Origin of the sequence: Pseudomonas sp. (genome assembly GCF_028293835.1) — a bacterium.
In the GTDB taxonomy this organism is placed as follows: domain Bacteria; phylum Pseudomonadota; class Gammaproteobacteria; order Pseudomonadales; family Pseudomonadaceae; genus Aquipseudomonas.
On record NZ_JAQGNX010000106.1, the window covers coordinates 1 to 19542 of the forward strand.

Here is a 19542-nt window from a genome sequence, read left to right on the forward strand (position 1 = left end):
TCAGCACCCCGTGATAGCCGAGGCTGTCCGCCGCTTGGGCTACTTGTTTCAAATAGTTCAGGGTAACCGGGCGGGCGCCCTTGGTGGTGCCCAGGTAATGGCCATCGCCGTGAGTGGGGAGGAACCAAAAAACGTCCATGACAAATCCTTCAAAAGAAAAAAGTCAGCAAAATGGTTGCGGCGCTGTGTTGCGGCTGTTGAATGACTGTTGCTGGGTAAACAAAGAGTCCGCTAGTTATAAAGCCTCGGATTTATTCCGTAAAAGAACCTAAATCCATATTTTTAGATCTTTTCTGTATATGCACGCAGCGCTATCCAGAATCTCCAAGGGATCCGGTGCTATTCTTGGCTCCCGCGCGCTACCTGCCTCGGACCACTCTAAAAAGAAGCTGCATGAACGCCAAAAAAGAAGTCGCACCGCTCCCAGAAGACCTCCGGGTTTTCCTGACTGTGATCCGCAAGGCCGGTTTTGCCGCCGCCGCAGATGAACTGGGTTTGTCGCCGGCGTATGTCAGCAAGCGTATTCAGATTCTCGAAAACGCCCTGGGTACCCGCTTGCTGCATCGCACCAGTCGCCGCGTCGCGCTGACAGAAGACGGCGAACGTGTGCAGCGTTGGGCGGTGCGAATCCTTGAAGATTTCCAGCTGCTGCACGACGAGTTATCCGAAGCCCATTCCGAGCCGCGGGGTCGTTTGCACCTGTGCAGCAGTTTTGGTTTCGGGCGCAATCATGTGGCGCCGGCTATTTCGCAACTGGCCGAACTGTACCCACAGCTGGAAATTCGTCTGGACCTGTTTGACCGGGTGGTGGACATCATCAGTGAAGGATTCGACCTGGAAATTCGGGTCGGGGATGACATTCCCGGACAGCACATCGGTCGCCGTTTGGTGACCAATCGCCGTGTCTTGTGCGCCGCGCCTGCATACCTGGAACGACGTGGCACCCCGCAGGCCTTGGCCGACCTCGAGGACCACGATTGTCTGGTCCTCAAGGAGCGCGACAATGCGTTTGGCCTGTGGCAGATGGAACGCGAAGGCGCCCATGAAAGCGTGCGCGTCAGTGGACCACTGTCGTCCAACAGCGGCGAGATCGTGTTGCAGTGGGCACTGGATGGGCGCGGAGTGTTATTGCGTTCGTTGTGGGACGTGCGACCGTTGCTGGAGCAGGGGCGATTGGTGCAAGTGCTGCATGATTACACCCAGAGCGCCAATGTCTGGGCGGTTTACCCGACACGGCTGGCGAACTCGGGCAAGCTGCGGGCCTGCGTCGAGTTCCTTCAGCAACACTTCCATGCGCTATCGCTTTAAGCTTCAGTTCAGCCAGGGATTGGCGTGCAGGTGGCGTTGTTCGAATTCACGAATCTGCGCGCTACGTTGCAAGGTGCTGCCGATAGCGTCCAGCCCGAGCAACAAAGCGTCCTTACGCAAGGCATCGATCTGGAACGCAATGACGCTGCCATCGTGCATGCGAATTTCCTGAGCTTCCAGGTCGACTTCGATTTGCGCACTTTGCGCTTGGCTGACGGTGCGACCCAACGCTTGAACCTGTGCTTCTTCCAGCGAGATGATCAATACCCCGTTGCGCTGGCAGTTATCGTAAAAAATCCCGGCGAAGCTGCTGCCGATCAGTGCGCGAATGCCCATTTGCTTCAGGCCCCAGACCGCGTGTTCACGACTGGAACCGCACCCGAAATTCGGCCCGGTGACCATGAACCTGGCACCCTGCCACGGCGGCTGGTTGAGGATGAACTCCGGGTTGGGTTCGCCTGACACTAAAAAGCGCAAATCAAAGAACAAGCCACGGTCCAGGCCGTTGCGATCAATGCCTTTGAGGAACTGCTTGGGCATGATGACATCGGTGTCGATGTTGGCCGCAAGCATTGGCGCGGCAGTACCGCTGACAGTAGTAAAAGGTTGCATGACATGTACTCCTTAAGCGCGGCCGTCGAAGCGGCGCACGTCGGTCAGTCGTCCGGTGATCGCGGCGGCCGCGACCATGGCCGGGCTCATCAGGTGGGTGCGAGCGCCCGCGCCCTGGCGACCTTCGAAATTGCGGTTGGTGCTGGAGGCGCAACGGTCGCCGGGGGCGAGCACGTCATCGTTCATCGCCAGGCACATGGAACAACCTGACTGACGCCATTCGAAACCGGCTTCGATAAAGATGGCTGCCAATCCTTCGGCCTCCGCTTGGTCGCGCACGGCGGTTGAGCCGGGGACGATCATCGCTCGCACGTGATCGGCGACGCGTTTGCCGCGTACTACGCTGGCGGCATCACGCAAGTCTTCGATCCGCGCATTGGTGCAGGAGCCGATAAACGCATGGCTGATGACGATGTCGCTCAACGGCATGCCGGCTTCCAGGCCCATGTATTTCAGGGCCCGGACCATGTCCTGGCGCAAAATAAGGTCGCTGATGGTTTGCGGGTCCGGCACCGTCGAGCCAATGGCTGCGGCCTGGTCCGGGCTGGTGCCCCAGGTGACCATGGGCTCCAGGTCGTTGGAGTCGAGGTGGATTTCACTGTCGAAACGGGCACCGGGATCGCTGTGCAGTTGGCGCCACGAGGCGACTGCGCGGTCCCACAATTCGCCTTTGGGCGCGCGGGGTTTGTCTTTCAAGTAATCAAATACTTTGTCATCGGGTGCCATGAATGCGCCCCGTGCTCCGGCCTCGACGGCCATGTTGCAGATGGTCATGCGTGCTTCGACGCTCAGAGCGTCAATGGTCGATCCGGCGAATTCGATGGCGTAACCGGTGGCACCCGAGGCGCCGATTTTGCCGATCAGCGCCATGATCACGTCTTTGGAGGTGATGCCGGAGGCGAGGTCGCCATCAACGGTAACGCGCATGCTTTTCAGGCGCTTGTAGACCAGGGTTTGCGAAGCCAGCAGATGCTCTATTTCGGAGGTGCCGATACCGAAGCCGAACGCACCCAGCGCGCCATAGGTAGTGGTATGGCTATCGCCGGCGGCGATGACCATACCCGGCAGGATGAAGCCCTGTTCCGGCGCGATTACATGTTCGATGCCTTGGCCCTTATCGAGTACGTTGAACAACTCGATGCCGAATTTTTCGCAATTCTGTCCGAGGTAAGAGACCTGCAGCGCGCCGCCTTCGTCAGCCATGGCCGCCACGCGCACCGGTGCGGTAGGGTTTACATGATCAACCACCGCCAACGCCGTAGACGGGCGCCACACTCCGCGACCGGCTTCACGCAAGCCGCTGAAGGCTTGCGGGCTGGTGTATTCATTGATGACCTGACGGTCGATGTAGAGCAGGACATGGCCTTGGTCATCGAGGTTGCACACCGTATGCGAATCAATGTGCTTGTCGTATAAGGTTCTTGTTTGGGTCATGGTGACGCTCGCTGATAGAGGATTTCGCGAGGCTGTCGGCAGGCTCGACAGACTTCTGGATCTATCATAAGCGCGGTGGTAGGGCTATCAATGGCAAGACAGTGATGGCATCGGACATGGATCGTGTTTGATGGATGTGAATCACTGGCAGTCAATGGCCCGGATACAACGGCAATCCTGGCCAAGATTGTGCCGACGTACAGGAAAGCAACGGTGCTGCCTATAAAGTCGATGAGGTTTTGCTGTAGGAGCCAACTTGTTGGCGAAGCGTCAGGTCAGATATGCCGCATCAAGCCCCTCGCCAACAAGTTGGCCTACAGATCCTTACGTCAGGTAAATCAAAGTTCCTCGGTCAGAAATTGCGCCGGTCCGTGGCCGAAGCTCCAGTGCGAATCGCTGTTGATTACGATGGAAATCCAGGCTCTATGAATAAACGTGCGGTACTGTCGATCATTTGGCGACAACCGAAATAAACTCACCCGATGCGAACAACAGGAGACCCGTTTCATGGACATACAGCCGTTCACCATCGCTATCACTGACGAGGCCTTGACCGATCTTAACGCCCGACTTGAGCGGACGCGGTGGGTTGCCGGTATCAATGACGCGGGATGGAGTGAGGGCACGGACAACGGGTTTTTGCAGCGGCTGGTGGACTATTGGTGTACCGATTTTGACTGGCGAGCGCAGGAATCGAGGCTCAATAAACTGCCGCAGTTTACTGCGCAAATGGGCAGTCAAACGATCCACTTTGTTCACCAACCGGGCACCGGGCCTGCACCGTTGCCTTTAATCCTGACCCACGGCTGGCCCGGTTCATTTGTCGAGATGGAAGCCATCATTCCGTTATTGGCAGATCCGGGCAGCCATGGCGGGGATCCGCAGGATGCGTTCCACGTCGTCGTGCCGTCGCTGCCCGGCTATGCCTTTTCCTCAGCCCCCACGGCCAAAGGTACCGGCCCGTTCGAAGTCGCCGGGCTGTGGGCCGAGCTGATGACGGGGTTGGGTTATGAGCAGTTTGCTGCGCAAGGTGGCGATTGGGGATCCAGCGTGTCGACCTGGCTCGCGTACCGTTACCCAGAGCGGGTCAAAGGGCTGCACCTGAATTTCCTGCCGGGATCCTATCGCCCTCCATTGGGCGCTGAACAACCGTCGTTATCGGATGAAGAACAACGCTTTCTCGATACGTCCGCAGCCTGGGCGGAGCAAGAGGGCGCTTACGGAAAGATTCAAGGCACCAAGCCGCAGACCTTGGCGTTCGGCTTGAACGACTCCCCTGCAGGATTGGCCGCCTGGATCGCGGAGAAATTCCAGTCCTGGAGTGACTGCGACGGCGAACTTGAACAGGTGATATCCCTGGACGCGTTGCTGACCAATATCGCGATTTACTGGTTCACCGGGACCATTGGCTCATCATTTCGCCTGTACCTGGAAAGCCGCAAACGCCCCGTGCACTTTACCGCTGGCCAACGAGTGCTGCCGCCGCTGGGTGTTGCGCAATTTCCTGCCGAGCTGCCCATGCCCCCGCGTTCGTGGGTTGAACGCAGCTTTAACGTGCAGCGCTGGACGGACATGCAACACGGCGGACATTTTGCCGCGATGGAGCAACCCCAGGCATTGGCGGAAGAGATCAGGGCGTTTTTCAGGCCGTTGCGTGAATCCAGCCTTTTGGGACCGCTTCGCTCCATCGCGAGCAAGCCCGCCCCTACAATTTAGCTTTCGTAAACTCAATAACTTATGCGCTGTTTCAATAGGAGGGGCCGCCACGTCTTCGACGCCGCGCTTTCGCGGGGCGACCGGTTCCAGGTCGAATCGCAGCCTTCGGCAGCTCCTACAGATTATTTTCAAGTCAATAAGCTATGCGCTGTTTGATAAGGGCCAACGTGTTGTCTCCTACCGAGGAACAAAAGGCCTGCGCGGTTGTGCGACCTGGCGCTATCCTGCTTCACCGCGAACCCTGAGTACCGCATCCCATGCTGCACAAAAACCTCACCCGCCGTCTGGACCTGATCACCCTGCAATTATTGGTTGCAGTGCATGAGGAGGGCACGTTGACCCGGGCGGCGGCGCGGGAGGCGATTGCAGTGTCGGCGGCCAGCAAGCGATTGATGGAGTTGGAGGACGCGCTGGGCATTGGTTTGTTCGTGCGGAACGCCAAAGGCATGGCGCTGACCGCTGCCGGGGAAACCCTGTTGCACCACGCGCGGCGCATGCTGTTCGGCATGGAAAAGATGGGCCTTGAACTGGATGAACATATCCAGGGCGTACGGGGTTACGTGCGGATGTTGGCGAACCTCTCGGCGATTATCCAATTCTTGCCGGAAGACCTGCATGACTTCGTTTCCAGCCATGAACAAGTAAAAATCGACTTGGAAGAACGCCCCAGCACTGGCGTGGTGCAGGGCATCGTCGACGGCGTGGCGGACATCGGTATTTGCTCCGAGGACACCGACACCCAAGACCTGCTTAGCGTGGCGTATCGTCGCGACACCTTGATGGTGGTCATGCGCAGCGATCACCTCCTGGCCGAGCGCGATTGTGTAGCCTTCGCCGATACCCTGGACTTCGACCACATCGGCCTGCACGCCGCCAGTTCCATCAACATGCGTACTCATGCCGCGGCACGTGCCGGTGGACGCCTATTGCGTGTGCGGATTCACGTGCCGGGATTTGATGCCGTGTGCCGGATGGTCCAGGCGAACATGGGCATCGGTATCCTGCCGCGCAAAGCTTATGAATTGTTTGGCCGCTCCCTCGGCCTGACAGCGGTGGCGCTCAGTGATGATTGGTCTGAGCGCACGTTGATACTGGTCGCTCGTGACTTGGCAACACTGTCGCCGGTGAGTCGTTTGTTATTCGAGCACCTACGCCGCCTGGACGCGTCTTGTGCAGCACAGGCTGTGTGAAAACTACTGCAGGCCGGCCACCTTCGGTGCTACGTACGCAGTACTGCGTTAAAACCGGCTGGTGCGCGAGTCCGATCAAAATGCTCATTTACAACCCGTAGCGTCGATCGCAACCCCGGCCGTTTCTCGCCTGTTTTCCTTGTCTTGCCTCCGCTCGCTACGTTTTCCAGCCTGAGCAGGCCCGAACCAGACGCTTCGCTACAAGCGTTCGCGTTTGGCGAACGAACCTTGCCAACTGACGGTTTGATTATTTCCTGCCCAGTCCTCTAGCCTTGGCTCAAATTCCAAGAACCATGAGGTACTGACGATGACTGCTCCCCTGAGCGGAATCCGCGTGATCGAAATCGGAACGCTGATTGCGGCCCCCTTTGCGGCGCGCCTGATGGCTGAATTCGGTGCCGAAGTGATCAAGATCGAATCGATGGGTCAAGGCGATCCTCTTCGTAAATGGCGAAAACTCCATGAGGGCACTTCCCTCTGGTGGTACTTGCAGTCACGCAACAAGAAATCCCTCGCGCTGAACCTCAAATCCCCCGAAGGCATCGCCATCGTCAAGCAACTGGCGGAAAGCACCGACGTGCTGATCGAGAACTTGCGTCCCGGTGCGCTGGAAAAACTCGGGTTGGGTTGGGACGTTCTGCATGCGATAAACCCCAAGCTGACGCTGGTGCGTATTTCTGGCTACGGGCAGACCGGGCCTTACCGTGATCGTCCGGGTTTCGGCGCCATCGGCGAGGCCATGGGCGGGATTCGTTACACCACCGGCACCCCCGGCGCACCCCCTGCACGAGTGGGCGTCAGCCTCGGTGATTCACTGGCGTCGATGCACGCGGTGATGGGCGCATTGATGTCGTTGCTGCGGGTCAAGACCGGGCAGGGCGATGGGCAGATCGTTGACGTGTCACTGGCCGAAAGCGTATTCAACGTCATGGAAAGCCTGGTGCCGGAATACGACATGATGGGCCATGTGCGTGAACGCAGCGGCGGTGCCTTGCCCGGCATCGCGCCCTCCAACACTTACCCCACCGCCGATGGCGCCTATGTGGTTATCGCGGGTAACAGTGACCCGATCTTCAAGCGGTTGATGCAAGTGATCGGTCGCGCTGATCTGGCAGAGAAGCCGGAATTTGCCCACAACGACGGCCGCGCGTCGCAAAGCAATATGCTCGACGACGCCATCAGTGCGTGGACCCAGAGCCAGCCCATCGACGCGGTTCTGCAAGCCCTGGAAACCGCTGAAGTGCCAGCAGGACGTATCTACTCAGTCGCCGACATCGTCGCCGATCCGCACTATCAGGCCCGGGGCATGATTCTCGACGCCGAGTTGCCAGGCGGTGCTGCGGTGAAGATGCCGGGCATCGTGCCGAAACTGTCGGAAACCCCCGGTTCGGTTAACTGGCAGGGGCCGACCCTGGGCCAACACACCGACAGCGTGCTCGACAGCCTGGGCCTCAGTGCTGACGACATCGCCCGCCTGAAAACAGAAGGAGTCGTGCAATGATTACTGACTACTCCCAGCGCTTGATCGTGCAGGAAGTCGCCCCCCGTGACGGTCTGCAAATCGAACCAAAGTGGGTGGAAACCGCTGACAAGATCGCCTTGATCGATGAACTGTCGCTGGCAGGATTTTCCCGTATCGAAGCCGGTTCGTTTGTGTCGCCCAAGGCTATTCCAGCACTGCGCGACGGTGACGAAGTATTCCGTGGTATTCAGCGTCAGCCGGGGGTGATCTACGTCGCCCTGATCCCCAACCTGAAGGGGGCGCAACGTGCCCTGGACGCGGGCGCCGATGAGTTGAACCTGGTGATGTCGGCCAGCCAGACGCACAATTTGGCCAACATGCGCATGCGCCGCGAACAATCACTGAGCGGGTTTGGTGAGATTGTGGCACTGGTCCGAGAAACGTCCCGAGAAACATCCCGAGAAAGCTCACGGGAAACGCCCGTAAGCCTCAACGGCACTGTCGCCACCACCTTCGGTTGCCCGTTCGAAGGTGTGATTGACGAAGACCTCGTGCTGCAAATCGTCGACGCCTACCTGGAGTTGGGCATGCAAGGGATCACCCTGGCCGACACCACCGGCATGGCCAATCCGCGTCAAGTCTATCGGTTGGTTCAGCGCGTTCTGGCCAAGGTATCGCCCGGGCAATTGACCCTGCACTTTCACAACACCCGTGGCTTGGGGCTGAGCAACGTATTGGCCGCGTACGAAGCCGGTGCGCGGCGCTTCGACGCCTCCCTCGGTGGTTTGGGCGGTTGCCCCTTTGCCCCCGGCGCTTCGGGGAATATCTGTACCGAAGACTTGGTGAACCTGTGCGAAGAAATGGGCATTGCGACCGGTATCGATCTGCCGCACTTGCTGCGGATGTCCCGTCGTTTGCCTGCGCTGTTAGGCCACGAGATGCCCGGTCAGGTCGCTAAAGCCGGACGTAACAGCGACCTGCACCCGGCGCCTGAAAACTTGCCGGCCTGATTCGCCTGCTTAGTGTTGCTTCACGCTTAATCATGGGGGCCATGACGCCCTCCTGCCAGACAACAAAAACAATCGGACACCTACGGGAAGTCCGTCTGGAGACAACGAAATGACCATTTCTGTTTTGAACGCAGACAGCACCCCTGCGCAAATAGTCAGCGCGGAAAAAGCCCTGATCAGCAAAGTCGCCTGGCGCCTCATGCCGCTGATCATGGTCTGTTACCTATTTGCGTTCTTTGATCGGATCAATATCAGCTTCGCCAAATTCCAGCTACAGACCGATCTGAGCCTGAGCGACACCGCTTATGGCCTCGGCGCAGGCCTGTTTGTGGTCGGCTATGTGCTGTTCGAAGTGCCCAGCAACATGATGTTGTACAAAGTCGGCGCCCGGCGCTGGATCGCCCGAATCATGATGTCCTGGGGGGTGGCAACGGCCTTAATGGTGTTCGTGAATACCGAATGGCAGTTCTATGCCCTGCGCTTTGTTATCGGCGCGATGGAAGCCGGTTTCGCACCGGGGGTTTTGTATTACCTGACGCTCTGGTTTCCACAGCACTATCGCGGCCGTATCACCTCGATGTTATTCCTCGCCTCGGCCTTTGCCGGCCTGTTCGGTGCGCCGATTTCAGGTCTGGTACTCGGTCACCTTGATGGCGTAATGAACCTGCGCGGCTGGCATTGGCTGTTTTTGCTGGGTGGGGTGCCCTGTGTAGCGCTGGGCCTACTGGTGCTGGTGCTGCTCAAGGATAAGATTGCCGACGCTCATTGGCTGACCCCCCAGGAAAAAACCTACCTGTCGAGTCGTATCGCTCATCACGAACCGCACAAAAGCGGATCATTGCTGGCGGCGTTGAAACTGCCAGGTTTTCTGATGCTCGGGTTGATCTACTTCCTGATTCAAGTGGCGTCGTATGGCCTGAACTTCTGGGCTCCGCAGTTGATCCGCAGCGCGGGCACGGAAAGCCCGGTAATGATTGGATTGCTGACGGCGATCCCTTATATCTGCGGCGCAATCAGCATGGTCATCGTCGGGCGCCTGTCCGATGCCAGCGGCGAGCGTCGCAAGTTCGTCGCGGGCCTGGTGATACTGGGCGCCGTCGGCTTCTTCAGCGCCGGAATATTTGCCACACACACGGTGTTCCTGATCGTTGCCCTGAGCTTGCTCGGCGCAGGCATCGTCGCCTCGATTCCGGCGTTCTGGGCGCTGCCACCGAAGTTACTGGCAGGTGCAGGTGCGGGTGCCGCAGGCGGCATCGCGGTAATCAACACCCTCGGCCAATTCGGCGGCATCGTCAGCCCGGTCATGGTCGGCCGCATCAAAGACCTCACCGGCAGCACCACCCCAGCGCTGTATGTGATCGGCATCGCCTGCGTGATTGCTGCGGCGCTGCTGTTGTGGGCATTGCCAGCCAAGCTGCGGGAGTTGGATAAGACCGGCAGTTGAGGGCGCTATCGCAGCCTGCGGCAGTTCCTACAGGTTTTGTGTTTGCTGCGCGACAGCGCGGCGTCGCCTGTCAAACGCAAACCGGTCGACGTTTGATCAACGACAGTAGTAAGGACGTAGGTATATCCCGATTGGGAAAAACGCCCTGTGCGCAGTCGATTTCCATTAACTGCACCTGGCAATTCCTTTGCCTCCTGCCACGTGGATATGCAGGAGGCTAAGCGCTACAGAGTCGTTGGTCTGCAAATATTATTGGCAGAATGTGTTGCCCATGGCCTTATCGCAGCCTCCGGCAGCGCCTACAGGGGTATGGTCACCCCGTCGTCTCGTCCGAAACTTTGCCTCGGCTGCCCTGTCTTTCTAGAAACAGGACCACTCAGGAAGTCAGGCGATGCCACGAGCAATCTGGAAGGGCGCGATCAGTTTCGGCTTGGTGCACATACCCGTCGCGCTGGTCTCGGCGACGTCGTCCCAGGGAGTCGATTTCGATTGGCTCGACAAGCGCAGCATGGACCCGGTCGGCTATAAGCGGATCAACAAGGTCACAGGCAAGGACATGACCAAGGAAAACATCGTCAAGGGCGTGCAGTACGAAAAGGGCCGATACGTGGTTCTCAGCGAGGAGGAAATTCGGTCGTCGCACCCCAAATCGACGCAAACCATCGAGATTTTCGGTTTTGTCGACAGTGAGCAAATTCCCCTGCAAAACATCGACACCCCGTATTTCCTGACCCCCGACAAACGCGGCGAAAAGGTCTACGCTTTGCTGCGTGAAACCTTGGTCGATACCAAAAAAGTCGCCTTGGCCAATGTCGTGCTGCATACCCGTCAGCATTTGGCGGCGGTAATGCCATTAGAGTCGGCCATGGTCCTGGTGATTCTGCGTTGGCCCGCCGAGGTGCGCAGCCTCGATACCCTTGAACTGACCGAAGCAGTGACTGAAGCCACGTTAAGCAAAAGCGAGCGCGACATGGCCCGGCGGCTGGTGAAAGACATGAGTGCCGACTGGCAGCCCGAGGAATACCGCGACACCTTCGAAGAAAAAATCATGCAATTGGTCGAAACCAAGGCCCGTGAAGGAAAAATCGAAGACGTCGAAACCAATGTCGGTGAGACCGAACGCAAAAGTGCCGATGTCATCGACCTTACCGAGTTGCTCAAGCGTAGCCTTGGCGGCAAAAGCGCGGCTAAACCCGCGAGCAAGGCGCCGGCTAAATCCGCTGATAAAGCCTCTGAAAAAGCCCCGGCAGAGGCACCGGCGAAACGACGGGCACCGGCTCGAAAGAAGACCACTAAAGTTTCTTGATCTGAGATGAAGACGCTTATACACGCGTCCGTTCCAGTCCAGCGCAAGGTAGTGAACATGGCCAAGCCGTTGAATGAATACGCTCGTAAACGCAATTTCGACGTGACGTCCGAGCCGTCGGGAATTGCCGATGATCAGCCGACTCGGGGTCGCGATAAATCCCTGAGTTTTGTTATCCACAAGCATGACGCGCGCAATCTGCACTATGACTTCCGTTTGGAATTGAATGGCACCTTGAAAAGCTGGGCGGTGCCCAAAGGTCCCAGTCTGGACCCAAAAAACAAGCGCTTGGCGGTACACGTTGAAGACCATCCTCTGGGTTATGCGAGCTTCGAAGGCAGCATCCCTGAGGGTCAATACGGCGCAGGTGACGTGATCATTTGGGACCGTGGCGTCTGGCAACCACACGGTGACCCGCAAGAAACCTATAAAGAAGGCAAACTCAAATTCACCCTGGTAGGCGAAAAACTGACCGGTGAATGGGCGCTGGTGCGCACCCGGCTCAACGGCAGCGGTGACAAGGAACAGTGGTTGCTGATTAAGGAAAAGGACGACATCGCCCGGCCCGGTGACGAGTACGACATCGTTGAGGCGCTGCCGAAAAGCGTGATCAGTGGCAAAAGTGTCGGCAAGGCCAAACCGGTCAAAAAACCTGCCAAGGCTCAGCCAAAAGCAGCAACCGTGGGCGTTCCGCATAAGCTGGCGCCGCAGCTCGCCACCTTGGTCGACAAGCCGCCCAGCGGCGATTGGTTGTACGAAATCAAATTCGACGGCTATCGGATAATGACTCATTTTGCCGATGGGCAGGTGCGGTTGCTCAGCCGCAACGGCAACGACTGGACTGATCGTTTGCCCTTGCAAGCCAAGGCGTTGGCGGCCATGGACCTCAAAGACACCTGGCTCGACGGCGAAATGGTGATGCTCAACGACAAGGGCTTGCCGGACTTTCAGGCGCTGCAAAACGCGTTCGATATCGGTCGTAGTAAAGACATCGTTTATTTCTTGTTCGACGCCCCCTATATCAATGGCGAAGACCTGCGTCAGACACCTGTGGAACAACGTCGCGCCGCGCTGAAAAAGTTGATTGATGGGCAGCGCAGCCGGCGTCTACGCTTTTCTGATGTGTTCACCGCCAGCCACCGGGACATCGTCGAAAGCGCCAGCGCCATGTCGCTGGAAGGTGTTATCGGTAAACGCCTGGGCAGTCCATACGTGTCTAAGCGCAGCGCGGACTGGGTCAAGCTTAAATGTAGGCTGCGGCAAGAATTCGTGATTGTGGGCTACACGCCGCCCCAAGGCAGTCGCAGTGGTTTTGGCGCATTGCTGCTGGCGGTTAACCAAGAGGGCAAGCAGACAGGGCTTATTTATGCTGGGCGGGTGGGCACTGGTTTCAGCCAGACGACCCTGAAGCAATTGCACGAGAAGCTCGCCAAACTGGCGACCGATTCGTCGCCGTTGGTGAAGAAGCTCAGCGCTGACCAGGCAAAAGGTGTGCAGTGGATTGAACCCCAGTTGGTCTGCGAAGCCGAGTTCGCTGAGTGGACACGCGACGGGATTTTACGTCATGCAGCGTTTGTTGCCCTGCGCAGTGATAAACCGGCATCAGAAGTGATCCATGAGCATCCACGTTCGCCTAAAAGCCTGAGCGCCAAACCCGAAGCCAAGCCTCGCGCCGCTGCAAAAACAGCGACAACAGCGGCCAAGGGTAAGTCGCGAATCAACGTCGCAGGCGTCGGTATCAGCCACGGGTCACGGGTCATCGACGAAGACAGCGGCACGCAGAAAATCCAATTGGCGCAGTTCTACGAATCCATAGCCGACTGGATTTTGCCGCACCTGAACCAACGGCCCGTTGCGTTGCTGCGCTGCCCTGAAGGCGTAAAGGGTGAACAATTCTTCCAGAAGCATGCCGAGCGGCTGGCGATCCCCAACATCAAACAACTGACCCCGGGGCTTGATCCCGGCCACGCACGGCTGATGGAAATCGACTCGGTGCAAGCCCTGGTCGGCGCGACGCAAATGGGCACCATCGAATTTCATACGTGGGGTGCCACCAGTGACAAGATTGAAACGCCTGACCGCATCGTTCTGGACCTTGATCCCGACCCTGCATTGCCGTGGCGGAGCATGATCGAAGGAACCCAAATGACCTTGAGCGTGCTCGACGAATTGGGTTTGCAAGGGTTTCTGAAAACAAGCGGCGGCAAGGGCATGCACATCATCGTGCCGCTCGCCAGGCATGCAGATTGGGACACGGTCAAAGCCTTTGCCAAAGCCATCGCCCAATTCATCACTTGGCGACTACCCGAACGTTTCACCGCCACCATGGGGCCGAAGAACCGCGTGGGTAAGATCTTCATCGATTACCTGCGCAACACCCGCGGTGGCAGCACTGTCAGCGCTTACTCCGCCCGCGCCAGACCGGGCCTTCCGGTGTCTGTGCCCATTACCCGAGAAGAGCTCAACGAGTTGCAATCGGCCCAGCAATGGACTGTCAGCAATCTTCATGACCGGCTTGACAGCCTGAAGACCGACCCTTGGGCGGGCTATGAAAACCGTCAGCGGCTGACCAGGAGGATGTGGGTGCAATTGGGTGTTGAAAAGGAATAAAAATACGTAAATTATTGAATTTACGAACATTAAATTGTAGGGGCGGGCTTGCTCACTACCTGACATCGTTGCTCAGTCCTACAGCATTGTCGGATAGCGCCCGCGAACTGATGTGCTGAATTCCTCTTTCTTTCAGAAACGTTTCCCTATTCCTTTCAGTTCGTCGCCAACCGTTGATCCCAACGTTGGCCAGAAAGGAACACACCCTAATGCTCGATCCAATCCCAACCGATACGCTGGATATCTACGCCGTCAATGAAGAATTGTCAGGCGTGGTCGCTCTAGACGAAAACCATCTATTAGCCATTCCTGAGGGCTCAGGCGAACAAGACCGTGAGCCAAGTGTTCATTTTGAAGTCGTCAGGGCGGTGCTGAAACGCCTGCTGGGTGACGACTCTGATTTCCATGTCACCGACCTCTCTGACCCAACTACGCAGCTGGATTCCGCATTGTTGCGGCTGTATCAAAGCCCACGAACCCGAACGCTGGTATCGCGCCTGAAGAACTGCCCCGAAGAGACCCTCAACCACGTTCAGATCCATCAGTTCTTTGCTGATATCGCGTGGCTCAACGAGTCATCACTCACCACCCCCCACGCCAGGGCGCAGTACGACGCTTACCTCTACGACGCGGACTCGTATTGGAGTCCCGCCATTGTATTGGGTGAAGGCGACTATTCGGAGCTGGGTGAACTGTTGAAACCCATCCCCGAAGATTTGCGTCACTGGATGATTCAGTTCAAGCGTGGTGCCCGATTTGCACCCATTGTCGAGTGGATTTCCGCTGCGCCCGCTCGCGTCTTGTATCAAGGAATGGCCGCTGCGATAGACGCTGAGTCACCTTTTCAAGTCGTTGTTTCCAGATTGTTTTCGACCCAGGGAAGCTACCAAGACAAAGCGTTGCTGGATTCGCTGACCCAGCAACTCGATTCGTCCGCTGCCTGGCTGATGATCATTGATAGCCTGAGCGCCATGCCGCTTACGGAGAGGGGCACGGCGTTGCTACCGATCGATATGGCAACCCCCATATCCTCAGCCACTCGCCGGGTCTTTTTGCGCCAAGTCGCTGAATACGCAATGAACCCCGACGGCCAGCCTTGGCTGAGCGAAGCCATCAGCAGCGCCGAAACCACCTCGTCAATGCGCGCGCTCTCATTGGCGATCCGGTTGCGTCAGGTACATCCCGATATCACCTCGGAGGTGGCTCTACGAACCGCTTCGATGCTGCTGACACCTGTTGAACATCTTGAAACAGAATCTGCCCGGAATCTTCCCGAACTGCACGCGTTGGTTAGCGATCTCTCGCCGCTAAACAGTTGGAACCCCCAGTGCAGCGCTGACGAACTCTTCCTGACGTTGGGTGTTGACCTACTGAGCCAAACCGAGGGTTCGGCCCGTGAATTGTCGTTACCTGCACATGAAGCCTGGGAGGCCTTGTTTCAAACCGTTGCGTTCAACACGACGTTCGCGCCGCTGCTGGCCAAGATGGGCTGGTACGGTTCGGTGTCTGCTGACCAACCCTCGGCGCAGGTGACACAAGCCCTGGCCGGGCATGCCATCGTTGGGTTCTTTTTGCTGGACCCGAAGTCTGCCAGCGAATCCATTGAGCGCTTTATTTACAGCCGCCAGGCCAGCGAGTACAGCCACGTCGCACTCGCCGGGCACGTGCGCAAGATGATCATGACCCGCCAGCCTCAGGCATCGCCGGCCACGGTCAGCCTGCTGATGTACCTGCTGTTACGGGAAATGGCCCCGGAACTGTTGGTGCAAAACGTGCCTGACTTCCTCAATTACGGCCGTTCGTTGCAAAGTGTCTCTTTGCTGCAAGGCGTCTGCTTGCTGGAGGCCTTGGCGCCGGGGACCGCGCAGCGCAGCCAGTTCGATGATGTGCTGGTCACCAGCGCGCAAACCGTTGAGTCCAGCGATCCTGTTATTCGTGAGTTATGGGCCAAGACGCAGGTTCTCCCCGCCATGCGTTACGCGGTCGCCCACGGCGCGATCCCATGGGCTGATGCAGACGACATTCGCCAGGCGTCCCCCGCACAAATCATGCAGGCGTTGGCGTTCCTTACGAAACAACAAAACTTGCATGCGCAGGCGTTGCACAACCTGCTGAGCCTCAAGGCACCTGATCGAGAGCGGATGGCGCGCCATCAGTTGGCTGAGGCAAAAGTAGACCCCAATATCTGGGACGCGGGACCGGCGGGTGACGCGATATTTATTTATCTCGAACGGCAAGGCATGCGCCCGGCAGCCGGTTATGAATGGTCGCGCCTGCTGGCTACTGGCGGCGAGTTGGGTTTGGGCAGGCAGGCGACGGTACTTGAGTTAGTCATGATGGGTGAGTTGCAAGCCGTCGCAAAGCCCACCGTGCCCGACCTGTACGAACAGGCATCAACGGCGTATCACACGGCGATGACACAGGCCGAACGCCCCATCATCAGACGTTTATTGGAAGAGATGCCTTCGGCCCAGCGGGCGCTGCTGGCGACCTCGACCAGCGAAGTCAGCCGCCTGCGGTTTGCCAGTGAAGAAGGCAAGCATGGCGTCTTCATCCGCTGCCAGTCCGGGGACCATCGCCATGACTTCCACCTGCATGTGGCAAACGAGGAGACGTTCTTTGAAATCATTCCGGCAGCCGGTGTGGCCCGTCAAGTCCCCCAAGCGTTTGACTATCAGGTGCCGGTGCCTGAGCACACGTACGACCTCGTGATGGATGGCGCCAGGGAAGACCTTTATCACCAGGCGCGGGCCGTGGCGCACGTGATGCTGTTGAACCCAGTGGACAGTGATGCTTATTTGAGCGGATCGGTTTCCCGCTCTGCGGCACAGCCCAATAACCCACTCAATGCAACGCTGGTTCCGGGGCCGGTGCTGACCTTTTTACCCAATGCCAGCGAAGCATCGGCGTTAGACGCCGTCGCCGCAGCAGCGACCGAGCATTTGTTGGTCGCCGCCATTGCCTCCATCAAGGCGCTTAATACCCATGAAACCGGCTGGGAACAGACCTGGGACATGGAGCGTAAAATTGCCGATTTTACCGCTCGCCTTATCATTCCTTTTTATGGCTGTATCAAAGACCTGGCAGCCGGTGACAGGTCAGCAGGCGTCTTGATTGGCTGCGCGACGGATATCGTCTTCGCATTGGTCCCCATGGGTCAATTCGTAGGCTCAACGGCGAGGGTTGTACTGCGCGCTGAAGAACTGAGCGTGGTGTCTATCGCCGAGGCAATGGCCAAGGAAATGGGGACGCTGGTTAAGGGGTTAGCCGAGCAGAGCGGGATTTTTCTGCTCCGGGATGTAGCCAAACTGAGTTGGAACCTGTCGGCGCTCAGCATGAAGTTATTAGTTAAGCAGGTCCCGGCGTTGGCTCGAATATTTTCAAAGAACGGGGATATTGCGCAGTTGGCAACCTTGAGGTCCGGGATGTATCTGTTTTCAGAAAGCCTGGAACACGCTCACGTACCGAGGGTTGAAAATACCGATCAGCGCGCCATTGTCGATGGCATTCGCGCGGTAGCGGTACGCAATATAGGCACGCTTGATGCGCCAGTGTTCAGGTTGCTCGACCCCTATGGGGACAAAGCGTTCGGACCCGCGCTGAAAGTGCTGTCCAGTGGCGAAAGCCTTGAACTGGCCCATGCATCGGCGTGGGATGGGCTGTCTGTTGGAACCTATCCGCATGCACTCCCGGTGATCGGCGTCGAGCACGGCGGGTTTGAACTGTTGATTGCGGACGCCTGTGAAGCCTCTGTGCTCGAGCGCGAAACGGGGGTGTTCGACGTCATCGTTGATGGGCATCACTACCACCTCAACAGTACGGTCCCTGAGCCGGTTTTGCGCATGCTTTCAGTTGAGAAACTGTCGGCTGGAGCAAATCGACTTGAAGCGTCGCCGATGCTGTGCCGGCCAGGTCGCGATCTAATCCCTGGTACGCCGTGCGCTGATTTCGTGAGGCTGGTCTTGCCCGCTATCGAAGCGCCCACGGGCGCAGGCGCAGTGGCGACCTTGGGCCAACATTCCAGCGCCGCCTTTTCCGCCCGTGAGTACCAGCTAGCCCGCGTATCCTCCCTCGACAGCGCAGCGCCAGCCTTGGATTTGCTGACCCATGAAGGCAAGGTCTGCAAGTGGGACCATGAGGTGATTCCCGGAAAGGGCCGCCGCCCGGCGCAGCTGTCTGCGGATAAAAAACTGATCCCGCTGACGGCCGAGGAAAAGGCCGGATTGGCGTTGCCTGAGCAGCCGGTCTATCTCGAGCACGTCAGTGGACGACTCTCACTTCTGCGCCGCCTGGGCGTATCGCCTGACGTGACCGAAAGCGATGTACTGCTGATTTTCCAGACGCTGCCAACGGTTGAGTTGCAAGGTATCGCCCAGGGCGTCGCTGACGCCCGCACATTACGCGCCTTGCAATTAGACATCGATGGCAGCGCGTATCTGTTCGTTGAGGCAGACGTTGGCCTGTTCTATCGAGCGCCGAAAACCCCCTCCGGGGAGCTGGCCTTCTCCCGCGTGGTAGACGACGCATTGATCAACCGCTACTTGTTTCAGGCCGAGCAGTATCGCTTGGTGGCTGAGCGCACGTCGATTTTGCAGGACCGAGAAAACATCGCTCGGCTGTTGTTTGACCTGGAAAAAGACACCGCTGAATTCAAGCAGCAGCTTTTCCTCGGCAAGACCGCCACGTACGAAGAGTATAAAAATGTCTGCGAGGTGCATGAGCTGAAAAACGAGCTCCACGGTTACGCTGAAAAATTGCTGACGGGTGAGATCGCGCAGCAGCGTTTTGTGCGGATGGCCAAGTCGAGTATTGCCGACTTCAAGCGAGTCGGTGATAGAGATATTTCGGGAAAAGAGCATCACATCGAGGTGCTCAATCGGTTACTCCCGTTGCAAACCAAGGCAGAAGGTTGGGTGCCGTTGACTGTCGACAGCATTGCCCTGGCGGGGACCGCCGAAAAGCTCTCCATCCATGTGCGAGGTGCCAATTTCGCTTATGCCATGGTGGAAACGGCCGAAGGTCAGCGCTTTGTGTATTACTCGTTTTCCGGGGGCAAGAAAGCCAAGGGATTCAAATTCAAACTGCAGCTACCTGACCGCGATACACAGGTTATCGAAGGCGTGACTTACATCGATGCCGGTATCCGGATGCGAGGTCGCGCGCCGGATCCCGAATTCACTAGCCTGCCGGTACTAAGGGATGCGGATCACTTGACCATCCTGGACATGACCCGGTATCTGGATTCGGAACGCTTGATTGCTACGATCCTTAAACAGGACCTGCAGGGTGCTGTTCTTCGCGATATTCATTTCTTCACCCTGATGGACACCTGTCGCTCCTGCGGTGGGGTGATATTGCCGCAGATCAGGCTGATGTTTCCGGGGGTTAACTTTTCGGTGAGCTACCTGAAGGACTACGACCGGGTGTAACCCCTGCCTGCACCGGTCTCC

General features: G+C 57.9%; 11 protein-coding genes and 1 pseudogene. 9 read left to right on the top strand and 3 right to left on the bottom strand.

Annotated features, from left to right (window positions below; all coding sequences use genetic code 11):
* Positions 1-139 (bottom strand): annotated as a pseudogene (locus tag JWR17_RS14985) (alkanesulfonate monooxygenase); the annotation flags it as partial.
* A gap of 254 nt (positions 140-393) precedes the next feature.
* Here JWR17_RS14985 and JWR17_RS14990 point away from each other — a divergent pair.
* Entirely contained in the window at positions 394-1308 is a 915-nt protein-coding gene (locus JWR17_RS14990) for a LysR substrate-binding domain-containing protein (protein ID WP_299832702.1), read from the top strand.
* Positions 1309-1311: 3 nt separating this feature from the next.
* On the opposite strand, the gene leuD is transcribed toward JWR17_RS14990, so the two are convergent.
* Positions 1312-1920, bottom strand: a complete 609-nt coding sequence (leuD, locus tag JWR17_RS14995; RefSeq protein WP_299832703.1) for a 3-isopropylmalate dehydratase small subunit — start codon at positions 1918-1920, stop codon at positions 1312-1314.
* A gap of 12 nt (positions 1921-1932) precedes the next feature.
* The gene (gene leuC, locus JWR17_RS15000; protein ID WP_299832704.1) at positions 1933-3354 is read right to left on the bottom strand and encodes a 3-isopropylmalate dehydratase large subunit; all 1422 of its coding nucleotides are present in this window, start codon (positions 3352-3354) and stop codon (positions 1933-1935) included.
* Between the two features lie 507 nt (positions 3355-3861).
* On the opposite strand from leuC, the gene JWR17_RS15005 reads away from it, so the two are divergent.
* The 8 genes from JWR17_RS15005 (at position 3862) to JWR17_RS15040 (ending at position 19521) form a co-directional block, all read left to right on the top strand.
* Positions 3862-5070: an epoxide hydrolase family protein gene (locus tag JWR17_RS15005; protein WP_299832705.1), complete on the top strand. Its 1209-nt coding sequence runs from the start codon at positions 3862-3864 to the stop codon at positions 5068-5070.
* A gap of 257 nt (positions 5071-5327) precedes the next feature.
* The gene (locus JWR17_RS15010; RefSeq protein WP_299832706.1) at positions 5328-6260 is read left to right on the top strand and encodes a LysR family transcriptional regulator; all 933 of its coding nucleotides are present in this window, start codon (positions 5328-5330) and stop codon (positions 6258-6260) included.
* A gap of 307 nt (positions 6261-6567) precedes the next feature.
* On the top strand, positions 6568-7761 hold the full coding sequence (locus tag JWR17_RS15015; RefSeq protein ID WP_299832707.1) for a CaiB/BaiF CoA-transferase family protein: 1194 nt from the start codon (positions 6568-6570) through the stop codon (positions 7759-7761).
* On the top strand, positions 7758-8732 hold the full coding sequence (locus JWR17_RS15020; protein WP_299832708.1) for a hydroxymethylglutaryl-CoA lyase: 975 nt from the start codon (positions 7758-7760) through the stop codon (positions 8730-8732). Before JWR17_RS15015 ends, JWR17_RS15020 begins: the two co-directional genes overlap by 4 nt.
* Before the next feature lie 109 nt (positions 8733-8841).
* Positions 8842-10176, top strand: a complete 1335-nt coding sequence (locus tag JWR17_RS15025) for an MFS transporter (protein ID WP_299832710.1) — start codon at positions 8842-8844, stop codon at positions 10174-10176.
* Positions 10177-10567: 391 nt separating this feature from the next.
* Positions 10568-11482: a Ku protein gene (locus JWR17_RS15030; RefSeq protein WP_299832711.1), complete on the top strand. Its 915-nt coding sequence runs from the start codon at positions 10568-10570 to the stop codon at positions 11480-11482.
* Between the two features lie 57 nt (positions 11483-11539).
* Positions 11540-14092 carry a DNA ligase D gene (ligD, locus tag JWR17_RS15035; RefSeq protein ID WP_299832712.1) on the top strand — a complete coding sequence of 851 codons (2553 nt, stop codon included), beginning with the start codon at positions 11540-11542 and terminating at the stop codon, positions 14090-14092.
* A 209-nt stretch (positions 14093-14301) separates the two neighbouring features.
* Positions 14302-19521: a deaminase domain-containing protein gene (locus JWR17_RS15040; RefSeq protein ID WP_299832713.1), complete on the top strand. Its 5220-nt coding sequence runs from the start codon at positions 14302-14304 to the stop codon at positions 19519-19521.
* Positions 19522-19542 lie beyond the last annotated feature (21 nt).